Annotated in this window: 20 protein-coding genes; 15 read left to right on the top strand and 5 right to left on the bottom strand. The window is 70.7% G+C overall.

Features of this window, described 5'->3' with window-relative positions; translation table 11 throughout:
• Window positions 1-36: 36 nt before the first annotated feature.
• The 7 genes from ACTJJP_RS10680 to ACTJJP_RS10650 all read left to right on the top strand — a co-directional run bounded on the left by ACTJJP_RS10680 (window position 37) and on the right by ACTJJP_RS10650 (window position 6837).
• Window positions 37-1080: a sugar phosphate isomerase/epimerase family protein gene (locus tag ACTJJP_RS10680; RefSeq protein ID WP_440774996.1), complete on the top strand. Its 1044-nt coding sequence runs from the start codon at window positions 37-39 to the stop codon at window positions 1078-1080.
• Between the two features lie 26 nt (window positions 1081-1106).
• Window positions 1107-1889, top strand: coding sequence for a nuclear transport factor 2 family protein (locus ACTJJP_RS10675; RefSeq protein ID WP_440774995.1), 783 nt, complete (start codon window positions 1107-1109; stop codon window positions 1887-1889).
• 8 nt (window positions 1890-1897) lie between these two features.
• Entirely contained in the window at window positions 1898-2314 is a 417-nt protein-coding gene (locus tag ACTJJP_RS10670) for a C-glycoside deglycosidase beta subunit domain-containing protein (protein ID WP_440774994.1), read from the top strand.
• Between the two features lie 26 nt (window positions 2315-2340).
• A complete protein-coding gene (locus ACTJJP_RS10665) occupies window positions 2341-3507 on the top strand; it encodes a Gfo/Idh/MocA family protein (RefSeq protein WP_440775092.1) in 1167 nt (388 codons plus the stop codon).
• Window positions 3508-3521: 14 nt separating this feature from the next.
• Window positions 3522-4526, top strand: a complete 1005-nt coding sequence (locus tag ACTJJP_RS10660) for a sugar phosphate isomerase/epimerase family protein (protein WP_440774993.1) — start codon at window positions 3522-3524, stop codon at window positions 4524-4526.
• 3 nt (window positions 4527-4529) lie between these two features.
• Window positions 4530-5402, top strand: a complete 873-nt coding sequence (locus ACTJJP_RS10655) for a ThuA domain-containing protein (protein ID WP_440774992.1) — start codon at window positions 4530-4532, stop codon at window positions 5400-5402.
• Between the two features lie 448 nt (window positions 5403-5850).
• On the top strand, window positions 5851-6837 hold the full coding sequence (locus ACTJJP_RS10650) for a Gfo/Idh/MocA family protein (RefSeq protein ID WP_440774991.1): 987 nt from the start codon (window positions 5851-5853) through the stop codon (window positions 6835-6837).
• Window positions 6838-7004: 167 nt separating this feature from the next.
• On the opposite strand, the gene ACTJJP_RS10645 is transcribed toward ACTJJP_RS10650, so the two are convergent.
• The 5 genes from ACTJJP_RS10645 to ACTJJP_RS10625 form a co-directional block, all read right to left on the bottom strand.
• Window positions 7005-7994 carry a sugar phosphate isomerase/epimerase family protein gene (locus ACTJJP_RS10645; RefSeq protein WP_440774990.1) on the bottom strand — a complete coding sequence of 330 codons (990 nt, stop codon included), beginning with the start codon at window positions 7992-7994 and terminating at the stop codon, window positions 7005-7007.
• Entirely contained in the window at window positions 7991-8950 is a 960-nt protein-coding gene (locus ACTJJP_RS10640) for a sugar phosphate isomerase/epimerase family protein (protein WP_440774989.1), read from the bottom strand. Before ACTJJP_RS10640 ends, ACTJJP_RS10645 begins: the two co-directional genes overlap by 4 nt.
• A gap of 86 nt (window positions 8951-9036) precedes the next feature.
• The gene (locus ACTJJP_RS10635) at window positions 9037-10026 is read right to left on the bottom strand and encodes a restriction endonuclease subunit R (protein WP_440774988.1); all 990 of its coding nucleotides are present in this window, start codon (window positions 10024-10026) and stop codon (window positions 9037-9039) included.
• Window positions 10023-10436 (bottom strand): hypothetical protein, encoded by a 414-nt coding sequence (locus ACTJJP_RS10630; protein WP_440774987.1) that lies wholly within the window; start codon window positions 10434-10436, stop codon window positions 10023-10025. Before ACTJJP_RS10630 ends, ACTJJP_RS10635 begins: the two co-directional genes overlap by 4 nt.
• Window positions 10437-10520: 84 nt before the next feature.
• Window positions 10521-11789 (bottom strand): ROK family protein, encoded by a 1269-nt coding sequence (locus tag ACTJJP_RS10625; protein ID WP_440774986.1) that lies wholly within the window; start codon window positions 11787-11789, stop codon window positions 10521-10523.
• 110 nt (window positions 11790-11899) lie between these two features.
• Between ACTJJP_RS10625 and ACTJJP_RS10620 the strand changes: the two genes are divergently transcribed.
• The 8 genes from ACTJJP_RS10620 to ACTJJP_RS10585 all read left to right on the top strand — a co-directional run bounded on the left by ACTJJP_RS10620 (window position 11900) and on the right by ACTJJP_RS10585 (window position 20222).
• On the top strand, window positions 11900-12946 hold the full coding sequence (locus ACTJJP_RS10620; protein WP_440774985.1) for a Gfo/Idh/MocA family protein: 1047 nt from the start codon (window positions 11900-11902) through the stop codon (window positions 12944-12946).
• Window positions 12943-13671, top strand: coding sequence for a hypothetical protein (locus ACTJJP_RS10615; protein WP_440774984.1), 729 nt, complete (start codon window positions 12943-12945; stop codon window positions 13669-13671). The genes ACTJJP_RS10620 and ACTJJP_RS10615 overlap by 4 nt, the downstream gene beginning before the upstream one ends.
• A gap of 250 nt (window positions 13672-13921) precedes the next feature.
• The gene (locus tag ACTJJP_RS10610) at window positions 13922-14938 is read left to right on the top strand and encodes a VOC family protein (protein ID WP_440774983.1); all 1017 of its coding nucleotides are present in this window, start codon (window positions 13922-13924) and stop codon (window positions 14936-14938) included.
• A 34-nt stretch (window positions 14939-14972) separates the two neighbouring features.
• Window positions 14973-15920: a fumarylacetoacetate hydrolase family protein gene (locus ACTJJP_RS10605; RefSeq protein ID WP_440774982.1), complete on the top strand. Its 948-nt coding sequence runs from the start codon at window positions 14973-14975 to the stop codon at window positions 15918-15920.
• A 164-nt stretch (window positions 15921-16084) separates the two neighbouring features.
• Window positions 16085-17071, top strand: coding sequence for a cyclase family protein (locus ACTJJP_RS10600; RefSeq protein WP_440775091.1), 987 nt, complete (start codon window positions 16085-16087; stop codon window positions 17069-17071).
• 33 nt (window positions 17072-17104) lie between these two features.
• On the top strand, window positions 17105-18238 hold the full coding sequence (locus ACTJJP_RS10595) for an FAD-dependent monooxygenase (protein ID WP_440774981.1): 1134 nt from the start codon (window positions 17105-17107) through the stop codon (window positions 18236-18238).
• Complete coding sequence (locus tag ACTJJP_RS10590) at window positions 18235-19260, top strand: amidohydrolase family protein (protein ID WP_440774980.1); 1026 nt, start codon at window positions 18235-18237, stop codon at window positions 19258-19260. The genes ACTJJP_RS10595 and ACTJJP_RS10590 overlap by 4 nt, the downstream gene beginning before the upstream one ends.
• Complete coding sequence (locus ACTJJP_RS10585; RefSeq protein ID WP_440774979.1) at window positions 19257-20222, top strand: fumarylacetoacetate hydrolase family protein; 966 nt, start codon at window positions 19257-19259, stop codon at window positions 20220-20222. Before ACTJJP_RS10590 ends, ACTJJP_RS10585 begins: the two co-directional genes overlap by 4 nt.
• The last annotated feature ends 349 nt before the right edge of the window (window positions 20223-20571 follow it).

Here is a 20571-nt window from a genome sequence, read left to right as displayed (position 1 = left end):
CGGCACCACCCTCCTACACGACACCCGAGGACCGAAATGACGCACGACGCCAACGGCATCGCCGGAACCGGCATCCAGCTCGGCACGACGCTCTACTCGATGACGAGCGAGTTCGCCGCCGGCTTGTACACCCCCGAGACCCTCATCGAAGAGGTGCACGACCAGGGAATCGGCCCGGGGGTCGAGTTCAACTTCGCGCAACTGCTGCGCTCGTACCCCGACGTCGACGCCGACTTCGTGAAGCTGTGGTTCGACTCGCTCGAGAAATACGGGCTCGAGGCCAGTGCCGTGGGCACGAACCTCGACATGGGTCGGCGCAAGGACCGCGACATGACGCCCGACGAGGAGCACGACTTCTTCGCCCGTCAGCTGAAATCGGCGCACACGCTCGGCTTCAAGAGGGTCGTCATCCGCTCCGCCGGTAAAGAGCTGCTGCGGAGCCTGTTGCCCCTCGCCGAGAAGTACGACCAGAAGCTCGGCTACGAGATCCACGCCCCCTCGGGTCCCAACGACCCCAAGGTGCTCGAGATCCGCGAGGTCTACGAGGAGCTCGGCAGCGACCGTCTCGGGTTCACCGCCGACTTCTCCTCGACCATGCACGCGCTCTCGCCGACGCTGCTGCGCACGCTCGGGCAGATGGGCATGGACGAGAAGCACTTCCCCGTCATGGAGGAGATCTGGCACGAGCCCACCCCGATGCACGTGCGCAACCAGAAATTCGAGGACTACCTCTCGAGCGAAGGCGTCGATCCGCTCCGCTTCGGGCCGTTCACCCGGCTGGCGTTCAACATGCACGGCCTCGTCGCGCCGGAGGAGTGGCTCGACATCATGCCGCAGATCTTCCACGTGCACGCGAAGTTCTACGACATCGGCCCGGACGGCCAGGAACCCGCGATGGACATCCCGCGCATCGTGAAGCAGTTCGTCGAGGGCGGATACCGGGGCTACCTCTCCAGCGAGTGGGAGGGGCACGCCTTCAGCGACCTCGGCGAGAGCGACCCCATCGACCTCGTCAAGAAGCAGCACGCGCTCATGCGCACGGCCATCGAAGACACCGTCGCGGCGCGTCAGCCCGCGTGAATCCCAACCATCACGAAGGAGTGACAATGTCGAACGCCACCGCCGAAGCATCCGTCTCCGAGCTCGTCGCCGAGGTCGCGCGTCTGCGCGAGAAGGTCGAGGCCGCCCACGCCCTCGCGCAGCGCGCCGAGGACCGCGGGCAGGTCGAGAACCTCTTCAACCGCTACATGTATCTGCACAACGCCTTCGAGGACGAGCAGATCATCCCGATGTGGGTGAAGGAGGGCACCGAGGGCATCCGCGCGCGCTACACCAACGCCGGTCAGTACACGACCTGGCAGAGCGTGACCGACTACCACCGCGGCCGCCCGCACCCCGAGGGCAAACTCATCCTCCACGCCACGAACACCCCCGTGATCGAGGTCGCCGCCGACGGCGAGACCGCCAAGGGCGTGTGGATGATGGCGGGCACCGAGTCGGGCCTGACCGATCCGCAGGTCGCCGAGGCGTTCCCCGACATGTACTCACCCGAGGAAGTGCTCGGCAAGAAGGTCTGGGCGCACTGGGTGTGGTGCAAGTACGCCATCGACTTCCTCAAGCAGGACGGTGAGTGGAAGTTCTGGAAGTTCCGCTGCTACGAGCTCGCCCGCGCGCCCTTCGAGGAGAACTGGGTGGCGTTCGGCCTGAAGAACCAGGGCGCGTTCGATCTCGACCTCATGTACTTCGGCGACGACGGCAAGCCCGTCTTCATGCCCCCGGCCGACGAGCCGGTGCCCTCGAAGAACCACCCGTACAGCCCCGAGACCACGCAGAAGCTCGAGCCCGTGCCGCCGGTGGCGCACGACCGCTTCACCGACACGTTCGCCTAGGAGTCCCCATGGCCACCCACAACTCGCTGTTCGCCGAGAAGGACGTCCGCCGCACCGATGACGGCCTCGCCGTCTCGGTGCAGCTGCCCTGGTACCGCAGCCTCTGGCTGTCGGCCGTCGACGACGTCGCCGTGACGGTGAACGGCGTCGCCGTGCCGAAGGACGACCTGCGCTTCTCGCTCGATGGTCGCGCCTACCGCCTGGAGGAACTGCCCGAGCAGTCCGAGACGCTGTGGTTCGTGGCCGACCGCCCCGACGTGCTCATCCACCTCGACACCCCGCCCGCCGCGGGCGAGAAGGTCACGGTCGAGGTCGTGCTGACCATGCGCCTGCTCTACATGCAGATCATGCCGGGCGCCGACGGCGGCCCCGGGCGCTACGTCACCAACCGGGTTCCGGTCGACCGCGAGCTGGTGCTGTCGTGACCTCGGCTCGGCCCCTGCGCGTCGCCATGATCGGCTACGGCTTCATGGGCGCCGCGCACTCCGTGGGCTGGCGTCAGGCGCCGCGCATGTTCGACCTGCCGCGCGTTGTCGAGATGGCGGTCGTCGTCGGCCGGAACGCGGATGCCGTGGCATCCGCCGCCGCGAAATGGGGCTGGGCCGAGTCGGCCACCGACTGGCGCGAGGTCGTCGCGCGCGACGACATCGACATCGTCGACATCGTCACCCCCGGCGATTCGCACGCCGAGATCGCGATCGCGGCGCTCGAAGCCGGAAAGCACGTGCTGTGCGAGAAGCCGTTGGCCAACACCGTGGCGGAGGCCGAGGCGATGGCCGAGGCGGCCGGACGCGCCCGCGCGCGCGGCATCCGGTCGATGGTGGGGTTCACCTATCGCCGCGTGCCGGCCGTCACGCTGCTGCGCGACATGATCGCCGAGGGTGCCGTCGGCACCGTGCAGCAGGTGCGCGCAGCGTATCGACAGGACTGGCTCGTCGACCCCGAGATGCCGCTCATGTGGCGCCTGCAGAAGGAGCACGCCGGTTCCGGTGCGCTCGGCGACATCGGCGCGCACATCGTCGACATGACGCAGTTCGTCACCGGCCTCGGCGTCGAGCGGGTGTCGGGCACGCTCGGCACGATCGTCGCGGAGCGTCCGCTGCCCCGCGACGGGTCGATGGGCCTGGCCGCGACCGCCGGTGCCGTCGAGAGAGGTGCCGTCACGGTCGACGACGTCGCCATCTTCACCGGCCGCCTCGCGAACGGCGCTCTCGCGTCGTTCGAGGCGACGCGCTTCGCGACCGGACGCAAGAACGCCCTCACCATCGAAGTGTCGGGGGATCGCGGGGCCCTCGCGTTCGACCTCGAAGACCTCAACAGCCTGCGTTTCTACGACCGCACCGCCCCCGAGGGGCGCCAGGGCTTCACCCAGGTTCTCGTCACCGAGCCGCAGCATCCGTACGTCTCGGCGTGGTGGCCGGCCGGACACGTGCTCGGCTACGAGCACGGCTTCACCCACCAGGTCGTCGACCTCGTCGGCGCGATCGACGCCGGCATCGACCCGTACCCCTCGTTCGACGAGGGCCTTCGCGTCCAGCGGGTGCTGGACGCCGTCGAACGCAGCAGTGCCGCCGAGTCCGCGTGGACCCGCGTGGGCACCCCTGTTCCCGCACTCTGAAAAGGATTCCCTCCATGGCTCGTCCCGTCACCCTGTTCACCGGCCAGTGGGCCGATCTGCCGTTCGAGGAGGTCGCTCGCCTCGCCGGGGAGTGGGGCTACGACGGTCTCGAGATCGCCTGCTGGGGCGACCACATCGACGTCTCGCGCTGGGACGACGCCGACTACGTGCGCTCGCGCCTCGACATCCTGGAGAAGAACGGCCTGAAGGTCTGGACGATCTCCAACCACCTCGTCGGCCAGGCCGTGTGCGACGACCCCATCGACGAGCGGCATCACGACATCGTCCCCTCGCGGGTGTGGGGAGACGGGGACGCCGAGGGCGTCCGGCAGCGCGCGGCGGAGGAGCTGAAGAACACGGCGCGCTTCGCCGCGAAGCTCGGGGTGAAGACCGTCACGGGCTTCACCGGGTCGAGCATCTGGAAGTACGTGGCGATGTTCCCGCCCGCCTCCGACGCCATGATCGATCGCGGCTACGCGGACTTCGCCGAGCGGTGGCATCCGATCCTCGACGTGTTCGAGGAGGTCGGGGTGCGCTTCGCGCTCGAGGTGCACCCCTCCGAGATCGCCTACGACTACTGGACGGCGAAGAAGACGCTCGAAGCCATCGGGCACCGCGAGAGCTTCGGCTTCAACTTCGATCCCTCGCACTTCGTGTGGCAGCAGCTGGACTCGGTGGCCTTCGTGCTCGACTTCGCCGATCACATCTTCCACGTGCACTGCAAGGAGTCGACGACCAACCTCGACGGCCGCAACGGCGTGCTCGGGTCGCACCTGTCGTGGGACAACCCGCGCCGCGGGTGGACCTTCGTCTCGACCGGTCACGGCGACGTACCGTGGGAGCCGCTCTTTCGCGCACTGAACGCCATCGGCTACGACGGACCCACGAGCGTGGAGTGGGAGGACGCCGGCATGGACCGCCTCGTCGGCGGCCCCGAGGCCCTCGCCTTCGTGCGCACGCTCGGCGGGATCACGCCGCCGCACCAGCTGTTCGACGCCGCGTTCTCTCAGAAGGGCTGACCCATGAGCGACGTTCTGAACGTGCTGATCCTCTCAGGGCACATGACTATCGAGCACGACAACGCCCACCGCAGCTTCCGGCTGCACAACCAATGGATCACGACGCTGCTGGAGGACACCGGTCGATTCAAGGTGCGCGTCGTGGAAGACCCGCGGGGCCTGCCCGCGAGCGTGATCGACAAGTACGACGTGCTCATCGTCATCTTCGAGGGCCGCGACGGTTACCACGACATGGCGACCGGCTTCGGCGCGGAGACGGATGCCGCCATCCTGCGTTTCGTGCACGACGAGGGGAAGGGCATCGTCTGGTTCCACGGCTCCGCAGCGCAAGAGGACCGCTGGGGCTACCCCGAGGAATACAACGTCATGCGCGGAGCCAAGCTCAGCGCGTGGGAGACGGGGTTGCGCCCGCGTCCGTGGGGCGAGGCGCAGCTGCACACGGCCGAGCCGCGGCATCCGATCACCGAGGGCATCAACGCCGCCTGGACGGTGACCGGCGACGACATCCTCGTCGGCGTGCAGATGTACGAGGGCGCTCAGGTGCTGCTGACGACGTTCGACGACCTCGAGGCGTACGAGAACGCGCCGGTATGGCCGATGTCGCACTACCCCGTCGACATCCCCGAGGGCGGAATCGCGGCGTTGCCGGGGATCAACACCGAGCAGCCGCTGGCCTGGATCAACGAGTATGGGGCGGGGCGCTCGTTCACGATCACGATCGGCCACGACATCGACACGTTCCGGCGCATCGAGTTCATCCGCATGTTCCCGCGCGGGGTGGAGTGGGCGGCGACCGGCGGGGTCGCGCTCACGGGCCCCGACCGTCGCGGAGACCGCCGTATCAACCCCTGGCCGTACTACAACGGCGAGGGGTGATGGCGCGCGTGCGCTGCGGCGCTGCGGCGCGCCGGGGGCGCGAGAAACGCGATCCACGGCGAGAAACGCCGCAACGCGTTGTGTCTCGCCGCGGATGGCGTTTGTCGGTGAGGGGGCGGGGCGCGGCGTGCGACCGCGCGGTGCCCGACCGGGGGTGCGCAATGACGCGCAGAAACGCGATCGGCGGCGAGAAACGCCGCGCCGCGTTGTGTCTCGCTGCCGATGGCGTTTGTCGGTGAGGGGGCGGGCCGCCGCTTACGGCCGCGCGGTGCCCGACCGGGACGCGGCGTGCGGCCGCGCGGTGCCCGACCGGGGCCGCGGTGTACGGCCGCGGGGCGCCCGGCCGGGGGTGCGCAAATGACGGGCAGAAACGCGATCGGCGGCGAGAAACGCCGCGCCGCGCTGTTTCTCGCCGTCGATCGCGTTTGTCGATGAAGGGACAGCGAGCATGATCGGGATCGGGATCCTCGGGGCGGGCGGCATCGCGGAGCGCGCGATGGTGGAGCCCGCGCGGACGGTCGACGGCGTCGAGGTCGTCGCCATCGGCGCGCGCGACCCCGAGCGGGCGCGGGCGTTCGCCGACCGCCTCGACCTGCCGGTGTGGGGCGATTACGACGCGGTGCTCGCCGACCCGCGGGTCGATCTCGTGTACCTCGCGCTGCCGCCGATCGTCCACGCCGAGTGGGCGACCCGCGCGCTCGCGGCGGGCAAGCACGTGCTGTGCGAGAAGCCCCTCTCGGCGAACGGCGCGACAGCGCAGCAGATCGCGGATGCCGCGGATGCCGCGGCGCGGCGGGCCTTCGTCGGGTTCCACTTCCGCCTGCACGGCTTCATCCGCGACCTGCTCGACACGATCGCGTCGGGGGTGCTGGGCGAGGTGAAGCTGGTCGAGATCGACTTCAGCATCCCGCACTTCGTCGTGCAGCCGGGCAACATCCGTCTCGACGGTGACCTCGCGGGCGGCGCGGTGATGGACGTCGGCTGCTACGCCGTCGACCTGCTCCGTGCCGCCTTCGGCGAGCCCGAGGTCGTCTCGGCGAGGGCTCAGACGGACGACGCCGACCCCCGCATCGACCTGCAGACCGACGCCGCGCTGCGCCTGCCCGGTGGCATCCCGGCCCTGTTGCGGGCCTCGTTCCTCGGCGACGACACGGGCGCCATGTGGGTGCGGGTCGACGGCAGCGAGGCGTCGCTGCTCGCGACGAGCGTGATCGTGCCGCAGTGGGGCGCGACGCTGACGGTGACGTCGCCCGACGGTGAGGTGCTGCGCGAGGTCGCGGCCGACCCGACCGAGAACAGCTACGTCCGCCAGCTCGAGCACCTGCGCGACGTGCTCGCCGACGGATCGGAGAGCGTCCTCGACGCCCGCCGCGGCGTCGGCACGATGAGGGTGGTCGACGCGATCTACCGCGCGGCAGGGTTGCTGCCGCGCTGAGCCGGCGGCGTGCCCACCCCACGAGGACAGGGGATCACGCCGAAACAGGCCGCCTCGGCGCGGGGTCGTCCTGTTCTCGCGGAATCCCCTGTCAGGGAACGCGGTCGGGGTCGGATCCCGTCGCCGGCGGATTTCTGCAGCGACGGCATCCGACCCCTCGCGTCGAATCAGGCCGAGACCCGCGCCCCCTCGAGGAGCGGCTGCAGCACCTTCTGCACGTACCAGCCCGCGACCATCGTGCTCTCGGCCGGGTGCGGGCTCTGGTCCGACTCGACGACGATCCAGCCGCGGTAGCGGTGCTCCGCGAGGGCACCGACGAAGCCCTCGAAGTCGACGAGCGCGCGCTCGTCGCTCGGCTCGAAGAACCAGCGCAGGATCCTGCGCGCCCCGCCCTCGGTGCGGATGAACTGCTCGGCGTGCGGCGTCGATGCTTCCGCGTCGTCCACGGTCTCGCGCGCGTCCTTGAGCTGCACGTGGACCACCCGATCCGCGTACCGGCGATACAGCGCGACGGGGTCGATGCCCGCGATCGCGTACTCGGCGGTGTCGATCGCGAGACCGACCTTCGCCGGGTCCGTGGCGGCGAGCAGACGATGGATGCCATCGCCCAGGCGCAGCGCGGAGAGGAAGTCGACGTGCAGGCCCAGGGCGATGCCGTCGTTCGCGATGGCGGCGCCGACGGTGTTCCACAGGTCGGCGAGGACGCCGATCTGCTCGTCGGACAGGGCCCCCGTCTGCCATGCCGACGGCGCCGCGCGCACGACCAGGACGCTCCCGCCGAGGCGGCGGAGGGCGTCCGCGAACCAGCGGGCGGTGCGTACGATCTGCTCGACCGAGGAGGGATCGAGCGGGTCGGGCCCCCGGCCCATCTCGACCTCGAACCCGACGGAGGGGTCGTAGACGTAGCTGCTCACGGCGTCCAGCGCGCACGCCGACAGCACGTCGCGGAACCCCTCGAGCGAGCCGTACAGGTCGGCCAGCTGCTGCGGGGTGCCGAGCGGCTCCCACGCGCCGAAGCTCACGGCGGTGAGCTCCACTCCCGAGAACCCGCTGATGGATGCCGTCTTGAACGCCCGCTCGTGCTCGCGCTTGCGCACGAACGAGTCGATGTTGGTGTCCCACTGGTTGATGGCGTAGGCCCAGCGCACGTCGCTCATCGCGTCGCCTCCTCGGTGTAGATGCCGTCCAGCACGTTCTTGGCGTACCACCGCGAGATCGCGGTGCTCTCGGCGTAGTCGCCGCCGAGCTTGTCGGCCTTGTCGTGCTCGACGCTGATCCAGCCGGTGTACCCGTTGTCGCGGACCGCGCGCATCATCGCCTCGAAGTCGACGAGCCCCTCATCGGTGCCCATCTCGTAGAACCACTTCTCCGTCGTCTTCGCCGAGACCTCGGCATCCGGGAACATCCGGTAGTCGTCGTTCACGTCCTTGTGCCGGGTGTCCTTGAAGTGGAAGCCGGTCACGCGCTCGTGGTGCGCCGCGTACACGTCGACGGGGTCGACGTCGGCGATGCAGTGCTGCGCGGTGTCGACGAAGAACTTCACGTACCGCGGGTCGGCGTAGGAGTAGAACCGGTCGATCTGATCTCGCGTGCGGATGCCGGCGTAGAACTCGTGGTGGCAGGTGAGGTTCACGCCGTACTGCTGCGTGAGCTCGCCGACCTTCCCCCAGATGTCGGCGGCGTGCTTGAGGCCGTCATCCGGCACCCCGGCTTCGTCGAAGTACCGGGAGCCGGGCATGACGATGATGTTGTCGAGCTGGATGCCCGACCACATGTCCATCGTCCGCTGGAAGTCCTCGAGGATCGTCGCGTGCGTCGCCGCGACCTCCGGGGCGTAGCGGTCGGGGGAGTAGTACACGCCGTGGAAGGTGTTCACGATGCGCTCGAGGCCCTGCTCCTGCACGAACTCCTGGTAGTTCGCGACGGATCCGTACTGCTCGAAGATCTGCCAGATGCGGAAGTCGAAGGTGTCGATCGCGTCGAAGCCGACGGCGACGACCTGCTGAAGGAAGCGCTTCATCGCGAGCTTGGACTGCCACTGGTCGTAGGGACCGGCGGGGCCGTTGGCCCGCCAGTGGTCCATGTAGCTCCATTTGATGGGTCGGTCGGTCATCACGTGCTCCTTCTTTCGATGCGCGAGCGCGTGAGGTGCCAATATGTGTCGCTTCGAGCGTGCTTCAGGCGACACATTCTGGCGACTCACGCGGGAGGGGTCGAGCGGTCGGAGAGGGCGCCGGCGGCCAACGACAGATGACGCGAGGTCATCTCCCACGGGTCGTCGTCGAGCCACTCCTGGCCGCCCCACTCGCTGCAGAGCGTGCCGGTGAAGCCCGTCGCGTCGAGGGCGATGCCCACGTCGCGAAGGGGGTCGGAAAGTCGGTCGTCGGAATCGTCGAGATCCCAGAACTTCAAATGCGTCGCCCCGACCAGCGGAAGGACGGATGCCAGATCGGCGACGTGCGAGCGGCCGAAACGCACGAGCAGGTTCATGTACAGCGTGTGCACCGGGCCGGGGACCCCTCCGGCGCGCAGCAGGTCGATCACGGCGTCGTGCGTCGCGGGGTCGCGCCACTCGTCGCGCAGGCGTCGTACGAGGGCGGTGGGGATGCCGCCGCGGTCCAGCTGCTCGAGGTAGGTCACCGGCAGGGCGGGCATGAGCATGCTGATGTCGAGCAGCAGCCGCACGTGCGGGGTGTCGAGCTCGGCGATGCGGGCGTAGGCCTCCGGGCGCGCGGCGGGGGTCTCGTGGCCCTGCGCCTCCTCGAACAGCACGAGGTCGAGCTCCTCGAGCAGGGGGACGAGGTCGTCGAGCAGCGCCCCGGCCTGGCCGATCGGAAGACGCACGCCCGTGGCGCCGACCGCGGCCGCAGCGCGGAGCTGCGGCTCGAGGAAGGCCCGACGCTCGGCATCCGTCCGGCGTCGACCGCGGTCGAACTCGTCGATGCTCACCCCGACGATGCTCACGCGTCCGCCCGCCGCGGCGAGCCGACCGCGGAAGTGTTCGGCATCCGCCTCGGCGGGGGAGGGGAATCCGCGCCACATCTGCCCGAGCTCGATCTCGATCGCGGACGCGATGCCGCGCTCGACGAGGGAGAGGGCCAGGTCGTCGGCCGTGCGCTCGGCGCGGATGACCTCCGGGGTGAGGTTGAAGGCGCTCGCGGACAGGGTCCACCCCGTGGCAAGGCTCATGCCGCTTCCCCCACGTCGAGCGAGACGCCTCCCGCGGGGGTCGTGGTGCGCAGCGCGCGGGTGAAGGCGAACGGCAGCCGCAGGGGCGCATCGGGCCCGCCGGGCAGGTACGGGATCTCGAGGCGGAACGAGACGGAGACGTCGTGGATGCCGGGGGTCGCGGCATCCGGGATCTGCAGGACCACGCGGTCCTGCAGGTACCACCAGCCGTCCTCACTCGCGAGATCGGCGGCGATGACCTGGCGTCCCGCGAGGGAGATCGTGGGCTCGTGGCTCCGCCCGTCGATCTCGACGACGGGGTCGACCAGGCTCGCCAGGGGGAGGGAGCGGATCCACGGCAACGACAGGCGCACCTCGGTGTGCGCGCCGCGCACCCGCAGCGCGTCGTCACGCAGGGCCGAAAGGGTCATGGCGGGCACGTCCTCGTGTCACGGCGCACCGGACGGTACGCTTCCGCTTGTAACCTACCGACTAATGTCGTAAAAGGGAAGAAGTCAGCCGCTCAGCCCGTGCACCGCCGCCACCGTCGGACGCCCCTCCGCGAACCAGCGCGGCAGGGTCACCTCGAACAGCTGCTCCTGCGCGAGATCCACCCCGCCGCGCACCGGTTCGCGCGTGTCGTTCTCGCTGGTCTTGATCAGCAGATCGCGCGTGGCGAGCGGGAGCGAGAGCTCGTACACGCGGTGGCGCACCTCGGCGAGGAACAGTTCCCCCGTGGATGCCACGGCTCCGCCGACCACGATCACGCTCGGATTGAACATGTTCACCAGGGCGGCCACGGCCTCGCCGACCTGGCGCGCAGACGCCTGCACGAGCGAGATGGCGAGGGCGTCGCCCCGCGCCGCGGCGAGCGTGATGTTCTCCAGCGTCAGGTCGTTCCCGGCGGACACGGTGTCGGCGAGGGCTCCCGTGGCACCGCCGTCGATCGCGGCCTGCGCGTCGCGCACGAGTGCCCAGCCTCCGGCGACGGCCTCGAGGCAGCCGACCTTGCCGCAGCGGCAGACCTGCTCGGCCCCCGGCACGCGCACGTGTCCCATGTCGCCCGCCGCGCCGTTGGCGCCGCGGTGCAGGCGTCCGTGCGAGACGAGCCCCGCGCCGATGCCCGTGCCGACCTTGCAGTAGATGAGGTCGACGCCCTCGTCGCGGCGTCGCGCGCGCTCGCCGGCGGCGAGCAGATTGACGTCGTTGTCGACCCAGACGGGGGCGTCGTAACGCTGTTCGAACGTGGTGCGCACGTCGTAGCCGTTCCAGCCCGGCATGATGGGCGGGGCCACCGGGCGGCCCGTCTCGAAGTCGACGGGGCCGGGGAGCCCGACCACGACCGCCCACACGGGTGTCCCGTCTCCGGCGCCGAGCAGGTCGTCGACCATCGCTGTCGCCGTCGCGAGGGTCTCTTCGGGGCCGCTCGCGATGTCCCAGGAACGATGGGCCTCGTGGAGGATCTCGCCGTCCAGATCGGTCACGCCGACATGGATGTGCTGGCCGCCCAGGGCGCAGACGACGAGGCGACCCCGCTCGGCGCGGAAGCGCAGGGTGCGGGGGGCGCGTCCCCCGGAGGAGGGGGCGAACTCGGCGTCTTCGAGGAACCCCATCTCGACCGCGCGATCGACGCGCTGGGCGACGACTCCTCGGCCGAGGCCGGTGACGCGACCGATCTCGGGCCGGGTGACGGCCTCGCCGATGCGGACCATGTTGACGATGCGCAGCAGGCTCGTGACCTCGTCTGTCTGCGCGCCGAAGCGGAGGGTGGACACGTTCGCCATGCGTTGATCTTCACACAGGAGCGCTCGACCTCTGCCGAAATGGGAGCATCTATGGTTCATTAGTCCCTGACTTCCGCATTTTTCACGCTGAAGTGGGCAAGGGGGCCAGGATGACGTGGGGCGTGGGCATCATCGGGTCGGGGCCGGGCGTCGCGGCCCTGCACGCTCCGACCCTGGCTCGAACGGGCGACGACTTCCGGCTCGTGCACGTCAGCGACGCGGGAAGCGGGCGGGCGGCGTTGATCGCGGATCGCTTCGGCGCACGGTCGTCCACCGGCCTCGACGCCCTGCTCGCCGACCCGGATGTCGACGTCGTGGCCGTCTGCAGCCCACCCGCTCTCCACGCTGAGCACGCGCGGGCGACCCTGGCCGCGGGACGCCGGGCGATCTTCTGTGAGAAGCCGCTCGCCGACACCGCGGAGGAGGCCGACCGTCTCATCGCCGAGTGCGCGGCCGTCGGGGCGCTGCTCGTGGTCGGCACCAACCACCTCTTCGACCCCGCGTGGGCGCGGGCGACCCATCACCTCAGCGCCCTCGACGGGCGGATCTCGGCCGTGACGGTGACGCTGTGCCTGTCGCCCAACGACCGGTACCACGCGCTGACCATGGGTGAGCCCCTGCCGGCGGGTCCGCCGGTGCGACGCCCGCCCCTCGACCCCGACGACAGGGAGCTGAGCGCGGCGATCGTGCGGCAGCTGGTCGCGGGCCTCGGTGTGCACGACCTGCCCCTCGTGCGCGACCTCGTGTCGGCCCCCGCCGAGCTGGTGTGGGCGCGGCCGGTGGCGCCGGTGGGCTTCGACCTCGCCCTGCGGGCGAGTGGTGCGCTGGTGCGGTTCACGACCGTGATGCTCCCCGAGGGCGCCGATTCGCTGTGGCGCGTCAACGTCGTCACCGGGGGCGCGTGGGTCGAGGTGGACTTCCCCCCGCCCTTCGTGCACGTCGGAGGAGCCCGCACGACGGTCCGCGACGCCCGGGGCGTGCTGACCGTCTACCCGATCGACCGTCGCGACGGTTACGAGGCCGAGTGGCGGGCTCTCGCGGCACTGCTGCGCGGGGAGGCGGCGATGGAGTACGACGAACTCCGGGCCGACGCGGCGTTCGTGACGGCCATCGCCGACGCCGCGGCCGCGGCCGTGCGAGGGGGAGTGGCGCCGTGAGAGACGTACGGACCGACCTCGCCGCCTACCGCGTGGCGGTGGCCGAACTCGCTCCGCGCGTCCGGCTCGGCGGCGGTGGCGACGCGATCCGCGTGGTCGATGGTCGCGGCGCATGGTGGGAGGGATTCACGGGCGCGGCGGGGTTCGTGATCGACGAGCCCGAGCCGGCGCCCCCGGCCGTCCACGAGAGACTCGCGCTGCTCGCCGCTCCGGTCGTCGTCATGCGCCGACGCCTGCGTTCCGACGTCATCGCCGACGCCTCGGTCGGCTTCGTCGTCCCGCGGCACGTCGTCGTCGACGCGTGGGGTGGCCGGACGGATGCCGCCTCTCTCCTCCGCGATGCGGTCGGGTGGGCGCGCGTGCTCTCCGGTGGAGCGCTGTCGATCGTCGCCCGCGCCGACACGTCGGCCGCCACGACGATGGCCCTTCGCGGCCCGGACGCCGTCGGCGTGAGCGTCACGCGCGTGATCGGCGGTGGGGTGGGAGGCGCCCTGGCCGCCGCCGCTCTCGGCACGACGCGCGTCGAGGTGCGCGTGGACTCGGCATCCCCCCGGTGCGAGGTGGCGTTCGACGACGAGGGCGGTCGGCGCTCGGCGCCGGTTCGCCGGGAGTCGCCGGAGCGTCTCGCGCTGCGCCGGATCGTGGATGCCGTCGACTCGGGCGCTGCGCTGAACGACCTGGCGCAGCTCGCCGCGGACGACGCCGTCATCACGCATCGTTCCTGATGCCATCCGTCCTGAAGCCATCCTTCGCGCGGTATGTCCCACTTTCGGTCGGCTGGAGGCCTCCACAGCAACCCTTTTCGGGACGTGCACCGTAATAACAGGGACGCGGGGGGTCGAGTGGGAGGCCCGGAACGTCGAGGTATAAGACAGGCGGATACTCGGCATCCACAGGATCGGCTTCCCTGATACCGACTTCGGTCGGATAGTGGAGGAAGAGTCGGAACGAGCCGATTCACCGAAAGGATCGAAGATGATCAAGCTTCTCTCTCATCTGTCGTTCGTCGCGATCACGACTCCTGATGTCGAGGCGTCGGTGGACTTCTACGTCAACCAGGTGGGGCTGACCGAGGTCGCTCGCGAAGACGGCCGCGTGTACCTTCGCTGCTGGGGCGACTACTACGCGTACTCCGTCGTCGTGGCGCACGGCGACGAGCCGGCGCTCGAGACCATGGCCTGGCGCACCTCGTCGGCCGAGGCGCTCGAGGAGGCCGCCAAGCGCGTGCAGGCCGCCGGCATCGAGGGCGAGTGGGTCGAGGGTCGCGGCATCGGCCGCGCCTTCCGCTTCACCGGTCCGCAGGGGCACAACATGACCCTGCACTGGGACGTCGAGCGTCACCGCGCCGAGCCGCACACCGCGTCGATCTACCCCGACCGCCCCGAGAAGCGCAGCGGCGTCGCCGGCGCCCCGCGTCAGCTCGACCACGTCACGGTCGCCGCCAAGGACGTCGACGCCTTCGTGCAGTGGTACGTCGACACGCTCGGCTTCCGCTTCATGGCGCGCACCGTGCTGGACGAGGCGCCCATCTCGGTGTTCTCCGTGCTCACGACCAACGAGAAGTCGCACGACCTCGGCGTCGTGCTCGACGGGTCGAGCCGGGCCGGCCGCATCAACCACTACGCCTTCTGGGTCGACACCCGCGAAGAGCTGCTCATCGCCGCTGACACCCTCATGGAGAACGGCGTGCCGATCGAGTACGGTCCCAACATCCACGGCATCGGCGAGCAGACCTTCCTCTACTACCGCGAACCGTCGAGCCTGCGTATCGAGCTGAACACCGGCGGGTACCGCAACTACGTGCCCGACTGGGAGGCCAACACCTGGAAGCCCTCCCTCGGCTCGAACAACATGTACCGCAACGGCGCCATGCCGATGTCGATGACCGAGTCGTTCCCGCCCGCCGACGGCCCCAGCGCCACGGAAGAGGGCGTGCCCGACGAGATCAAGGACGCCCTGCTCAACCCGTACGCCGTCCAGGGCCGGGGCTGAGCGTCGATCCCGGTCGGGCGAGAGTGAGCACCACATGACGACCGCACCCTTCGCGCTCGCGCGCTACCGAGACGGGGATGCCGTGCGCATCGGCCTCGTGGCCGGCGACCGCATCCGCGCGCTCTCCGCCGACGAGCTGGGCGGGGGTCTGAACGCGTTCCTCGCCGATCCCGACTGGGATCGCCTCGCCGCACTCGTCGATGCGCCGGGGGAGTGGCATCCGGTCTCGGATGTCACCCTCACGGCGCCCGTCGAACCGCGCCAGGTGCTGCAGACCGGCGCCAACTACCGCGAGCACGTCATCGAGCTGGTCGCCGCGGGCCTGACGCAGAACACCGACCGCACGCCCGAAGAGGCGCGCGCGTTCGCCGCCGACATGATGGACGAGCGCGCCCGCAGCGGAGAGCCGTACTTCTTCATCGGCCTCACCGCGTGCGTGGTCGGCGACGACGTGCCGCTGGTGCTCCCCGCGTACAGCGAGGTGCACGACTGGGAGCTCGAGTTGGCCGTGGTCATCGGCCGCGAGGCGTTCCGCGTGTCGCGCGACGATGCCCTCGACCACGTCGCCGGATACACGATCGTCAACGACGTCACCACCCGCGACCTCGTGTTCCGTAAGGACATGAAGGAGATCGGCACCGACTGGTACCGGGCCAAGAACGCGCCCGGCTTCCTGCCGACCGGTCCCCTCCTCGTGCCCGCGCGCTTCGTCGACCCCGCCGACACGCCGGTGCGGCTCGAGCTCAACGGTCAGGTGATGCAGGATGCCAACACCTCCGACCTCCTGTTCGACGTTCCGGCGCTCGTCTCGGCGGCGTCGCAGACCCACCCCCTGCTCCCCGGCGACCTGCTGCTCACCGGCAGCCCCGCCGGCAACGGGCAGCACTGGAAGAGGTTCCTGCGCGACGGCGACGTGATGACGGGGACCATCGGGGCGCTCGGCACGCAGGTCGTGCGGTGCGTGGGGGAGGCGGTGTCGTGACCCTTCGACAGGCTCAGGGTCCCGACGCTGCGGCTCAGGAACCCGACGCTGCGGCGCAAGGTCCCGGCGCTGCGGCGCAAGGACCCGACGCTGCGGCGCAGGGACCCGACGCTGCGGGACAGGGATCCCTTCGCCAGGCTCAGGGTCCCGACGCGCGCGGACCCCTGCCCTCCGAGGACCCGGCCGACCTCGACCGGCAGAACCCCGAGGCCGAGATCGCCGCGCGCGCCGAGGCCTACCGCAATTGGGGGCGGTGGGGCGAAGACGACGTCCTGGGCACCCTCAACTTCATCGACGACGACATCCGCCGCTCCGCCGCCACCCTCGTGCGCGAAGGGCGGTCGATCTCGCTCTCGCAACCGTTCGACACCGACGGCCCCCAGAAGGGCTGGCGTCGACGCACCAACCCGGTGCACACGATGACCGACACGGGAACGGATGCCGAGAGAGGCAACCAGGGCTTCCCGCACGGCATCGGCGGGGCCGACGACGTCATCGCCATGCCCCTGCAGTGCTCGACGCAGTGGGACGGCCTCGGGCACATCTTCGACCACGGGTACGCCTGGAACGGCCGGCGCGCGGGCGACGTCGTCACCAGCGACGGCGACCTCGTCACCGGCATCGAGCACGCGGCATCCGTCATCGTCTCGCGCGGCGTCCTGCTCGACGTCGGCCGCCACCTCGCGCCCGACACCGGCGAGCTCGCCGACGGTCACGCGATCACCGTCGCCGACCTCGAGGCCTGCGCCGCCGCCGAGGGCGTCGAGGTGCGCCGCGGCGACATCGTGCTCGTGCGCACCGGTCATTACACGCGCGCTCGTCGCGAGGGCTGGGGCGACTACGCCGGCGGCCCCGCGCCGGGGCTCTCGCTCACCACCGCCGGGTGGCTGCACCGCACCGAGATCGCGGCCATCGCCACCGACACCTGGGGCTTCGAGGTGCGGCCGAACGAGTTCGACGTTCCGGCGTTCCAGCCGCTGCACCAGGTCGTCATCCCCAACATGGGTCTGACGATCGGCGAGATGTGGGATCTCGATGCGCTCGCCGAGGCGTGCGCGGCTGCGCGACGCTGGGAGTTCCTGCTCTCGGCCCCGCCCCTGCCCATCACCGGGGCCGTCGGTTCGCCCGTGAATCCCCTCGCCCTCCTCTAACCCCCACCCGTTCCAGAACAGAGAGGTTCTGACATGACCGCCGTTCAGAAAGTCGCGATCGCCGGAGCCGGCGTCGCGGGCCTGGCCACCGCCATCTTCCTCGCGAAGGCCGGGGTCGAGGTCGATCTCTACGACGCGCAGCCCGCCCTGAGCACGCGCGGCTCGGGCATCACGCTGCAGGGCAACGCCCTGCGCGTCTTCGACGACCTGGGCGTGTGGGACGAGGTCGCCGCCGCCGGCAAGTCGTTCGAGGGATTGAACCTGCGCGCTCCCGGACCCGGCGCCCCGGTCGTCGCGGCCCTGCCCGACCTGAAGACCGGCGGGCCCGACTACCCCTCGACGATGGGGATGTCGCGCCCCGACCTGGCGCGTATCCTGCTGGCCGCGGCCGAGCTTCACGGCGCCCGTGTGCACTTCGGCACGCGCGTGACCGGGGTGACGCAGACCGACGGCGGGGTCGAGGTCGAGGTCGACGGCGAGTCCGCCGGCGCGTTCGACCTGCTCGTCGGCGCCGACGGCCTGCACTCCGCGGTGCGCGAGCTGATCGGCATCCACGTCTCGCCCGAGCAGACCGGCATGGGCATCTGGCGCACCTTCGTGTCGCTGCCGCCCGACGTCGACCGCAGCGAGCTGTACTACGGCGGTCCGATGTACATCGCCGGCTACACGCCCACGGGCGACGACACGATGTACGCCTTCCTCGTCGAAGCGGCTCAGGACCGCTCGCACGTCTCGCCCGAGGAGGCGCGACGGATCATGGTCGAGCAGTCCCGCGCGTACGACGGCCCGTGGAACCACATCCGCGCCGACATCGAGGCCGGGGCCGACGCGAACTACACGTGGTTCACGCGCCACCTCGTCGAGGTTCCCTGGAACCGCGGCCGGGCCGTGGTCATCGGCGACGCCGCGCACAGCTGCCCCCCGACGATCGCCCAGGGCGCCGCCCAGGGCCTCGAAGACGCGGCGGTGCTCAGCGAGCTGCTGGTGGGGAGGGATGCCGTCGACCAGGCGCTGTGGGATGCGTTCCACGAGCGCCGGGTGGCGCGGGCGAGAGCGATCGTCGACGCCTCGGTGCAGCTCGGCCAGTGGCAGCTCGACGGCGTCCGCGACGCCGACATGGGCGGCCTGATGTTCGGCGTCGCGCAGCTCACGGCGGCCCGCGCGTGAGCGCCGTCGCGGGGCACGGCGTCACCGACGTCCACGCCCACCTGCTGATGCCGGGGCTGCACGCCGAGGTCGAACGCCGGGTGCCCGAAGACGTGCAGGCCGCGGCCGACCTCGAGCTGCGTCGCAACGGCCTGGCGAGCCTCCAGGCCTCGGGTCGCATGATCGGCGAGCGCTTCCCGCGCCTGACCTCGGTCGAGGCCCGCCTGGCCGCGATGGACGCCCAGGGCGTCGACACGCAGTGGGTCAGCCCCTCTCCGAACCACTTCTACCCGTGGGCGGGCGAGGGCCTGGCGACCTGGACGACCGGGGAGGCCAATCGTCTCGTCGCCGAGCACGTCGCCCAGGCGCCCGATCGACTGGTCGGCCTCGGTACCGTGCCGCTGCAGCACCCGCACCTCGTGGTCGACGCCCTCGACCACGCCGTGCTCGGGCGCGGGCTCGCGGGCGTGGAGATCTCCTCCTTCGCCGGCGACGTCGAACTCAGCGACGAGCGGCTCGAGGCGTTCTGGGCGCGGGCGGCGGAGCTGCGCGCCGTGGTGTTCCTGCACCCCTTCGGCTGCTCGCTCGACGAGCGGCTCGACCGCTTCTACCTCTCGAACACGGTGGGCCAGCCCACCGAGAACGCCGTCGCGCTGTCGCACCTCATCTTCTCGGGCGTGCTGGATCGGCATCCGGGGCTCCGTCTCGTCGCGGCGCACGGCGGGGGATACCTGCCGACGGCGATCGGCCGCTCCGACCGCGCGTGGAAGGTGCGCCCGGAAGCGCACGGCTGCACGCACGCGCCGTCGACGTACCTGTCGAAGCTGTGGTTCGACACCGTGGTGCACGACGAGCGGGCCCTGCGTTGGCTGGTCGAGGCGGCGGGGGCCGACCGCGTGCTGCTCGGCAGCGACTTCCCCTTCGACATGGGCCTCGACGACCCCGTCGGCTTCGTCCGCGGCGCGGGTCTCGCCGAGGCCGAGGTCGGCGGCATCCTGGGCGCGAACGCCGCCGAGCTGCTGCGCACGCGGGTGCACGCGTGAGGATCGCGCGCTGGGCCGACGGTGCCGACGTGGGCGAAGGGTTCGTCGACGGCGACGACGTGGTGCCCTTCCCCGACGGCCTGCGAGTCGCCGAGGTGCTCGCGCAGGGCCTCGACGCGGCGCACGCGCTCTTCGCGCGCCGTGACGCCGACGCGGCGCGGCCGCTGGCCGAGGTGCGCCTGCTCGCCCCGCTCGTACCCGCGTCGATCCGCGATTTCGTCGCCTTCGAGGAGCACGTCGAGGGCGTCAGCGCCTCGGTCGATGGCAAGAGCGAGGTCGTGCCCGAGTGGTACGAGGCCCCGACGTTCTACTTCACCAACCCGCACACCGTGCGCGCGACCGGTGACGTCGTGGCGATCCCCGAGACGCAGCGGCTCGACGTCGAGCTCGAGCTCGCGGTCGTGATCGGGGCGGTGCCCGGCTCCGACGGCGAGAACCTGGATGCCGAGACCGCGGCATCCCACATCTTCGGCTACACCGTCATGAACGACTGGTCGGCGCGCGATCTGCAGGCGCGCGAGATGAAGGTGCGCCTGGGGCCCGCGAAGGGCAAGGACTTCGCGATGACCCTCGGGCCGTGGATCGTCACGACCGACGAGCTCGAGCCGTACCTCGACGCCGACGGTTTCCTCGCCGTGCGGGCGGAGCTGCACGTCAACGGCGAGCTGATCGGTCACGACCTGGTGTCGAACATGGGCTGGCCCTTCCCCGAGCTCGTCGCGTACGCCGCGCGCAACTCCGTCGTGGTCCCGGGTGACGTACTCGGCTCGGGCACCGTCGGCAACGGCGGCTGCCTCGGCGAACTGTGGGGCCGTCGCGGCGCCCTCGACCCCCGTCCACTCGAACCCGGTGACGAGGTGCGCCTGGTCATCGAGGGTGTCGGCGAGATCGTCAACGTCGTCGGCTCGCGCGTGGCGGCCCCGCCCGTCGCTCGGGCGCGCACGCGGTCACGCGCGAGGTGAGCACCGGTGGTCTCCGCAGGGGCCACATCGACCCGCCGGCGCCGCGGGCCGCCAGGTGAGGCTCCGCGGCCGGTCTGCTCACGCGATGCGGCGGGCCGGGATGGCACCCGCCCCGCGCCGTCCGCCGCCGCTGCCACCAGGCCGTGCCCGCGCCCGTTCGCGACGGCCGTGAAGAGAGCGCAAAGGTTCGCCCATTTTTTCGTGAGCATCGTGACAAGGGTCCTCCGTCGCCGCCCCGACCCCTTGTCGCGGTGCCTAGGCTCCTTGAGCCGTGAAACGAAAACCCGTCGTCAGCTGCGGCACGGATGAAGCGCGCCTCGGTGCCGCTTCGTTCCGTTGACGCCGTCTC

This window comes from Microbacterium sp. 22296, assembly GCF_052045385.1.
In the GTDB taxonomy this organism is placed as follows: Bacteria; Actinomycetota; Actinomycetes; order Actinomycetales; family Microbacteriaceae; genus Microbacterium.
Note: the sequence above shows the minus strand (reverse complement) of the source record. Positions and strands in the feature narration are given on the sequence as shown.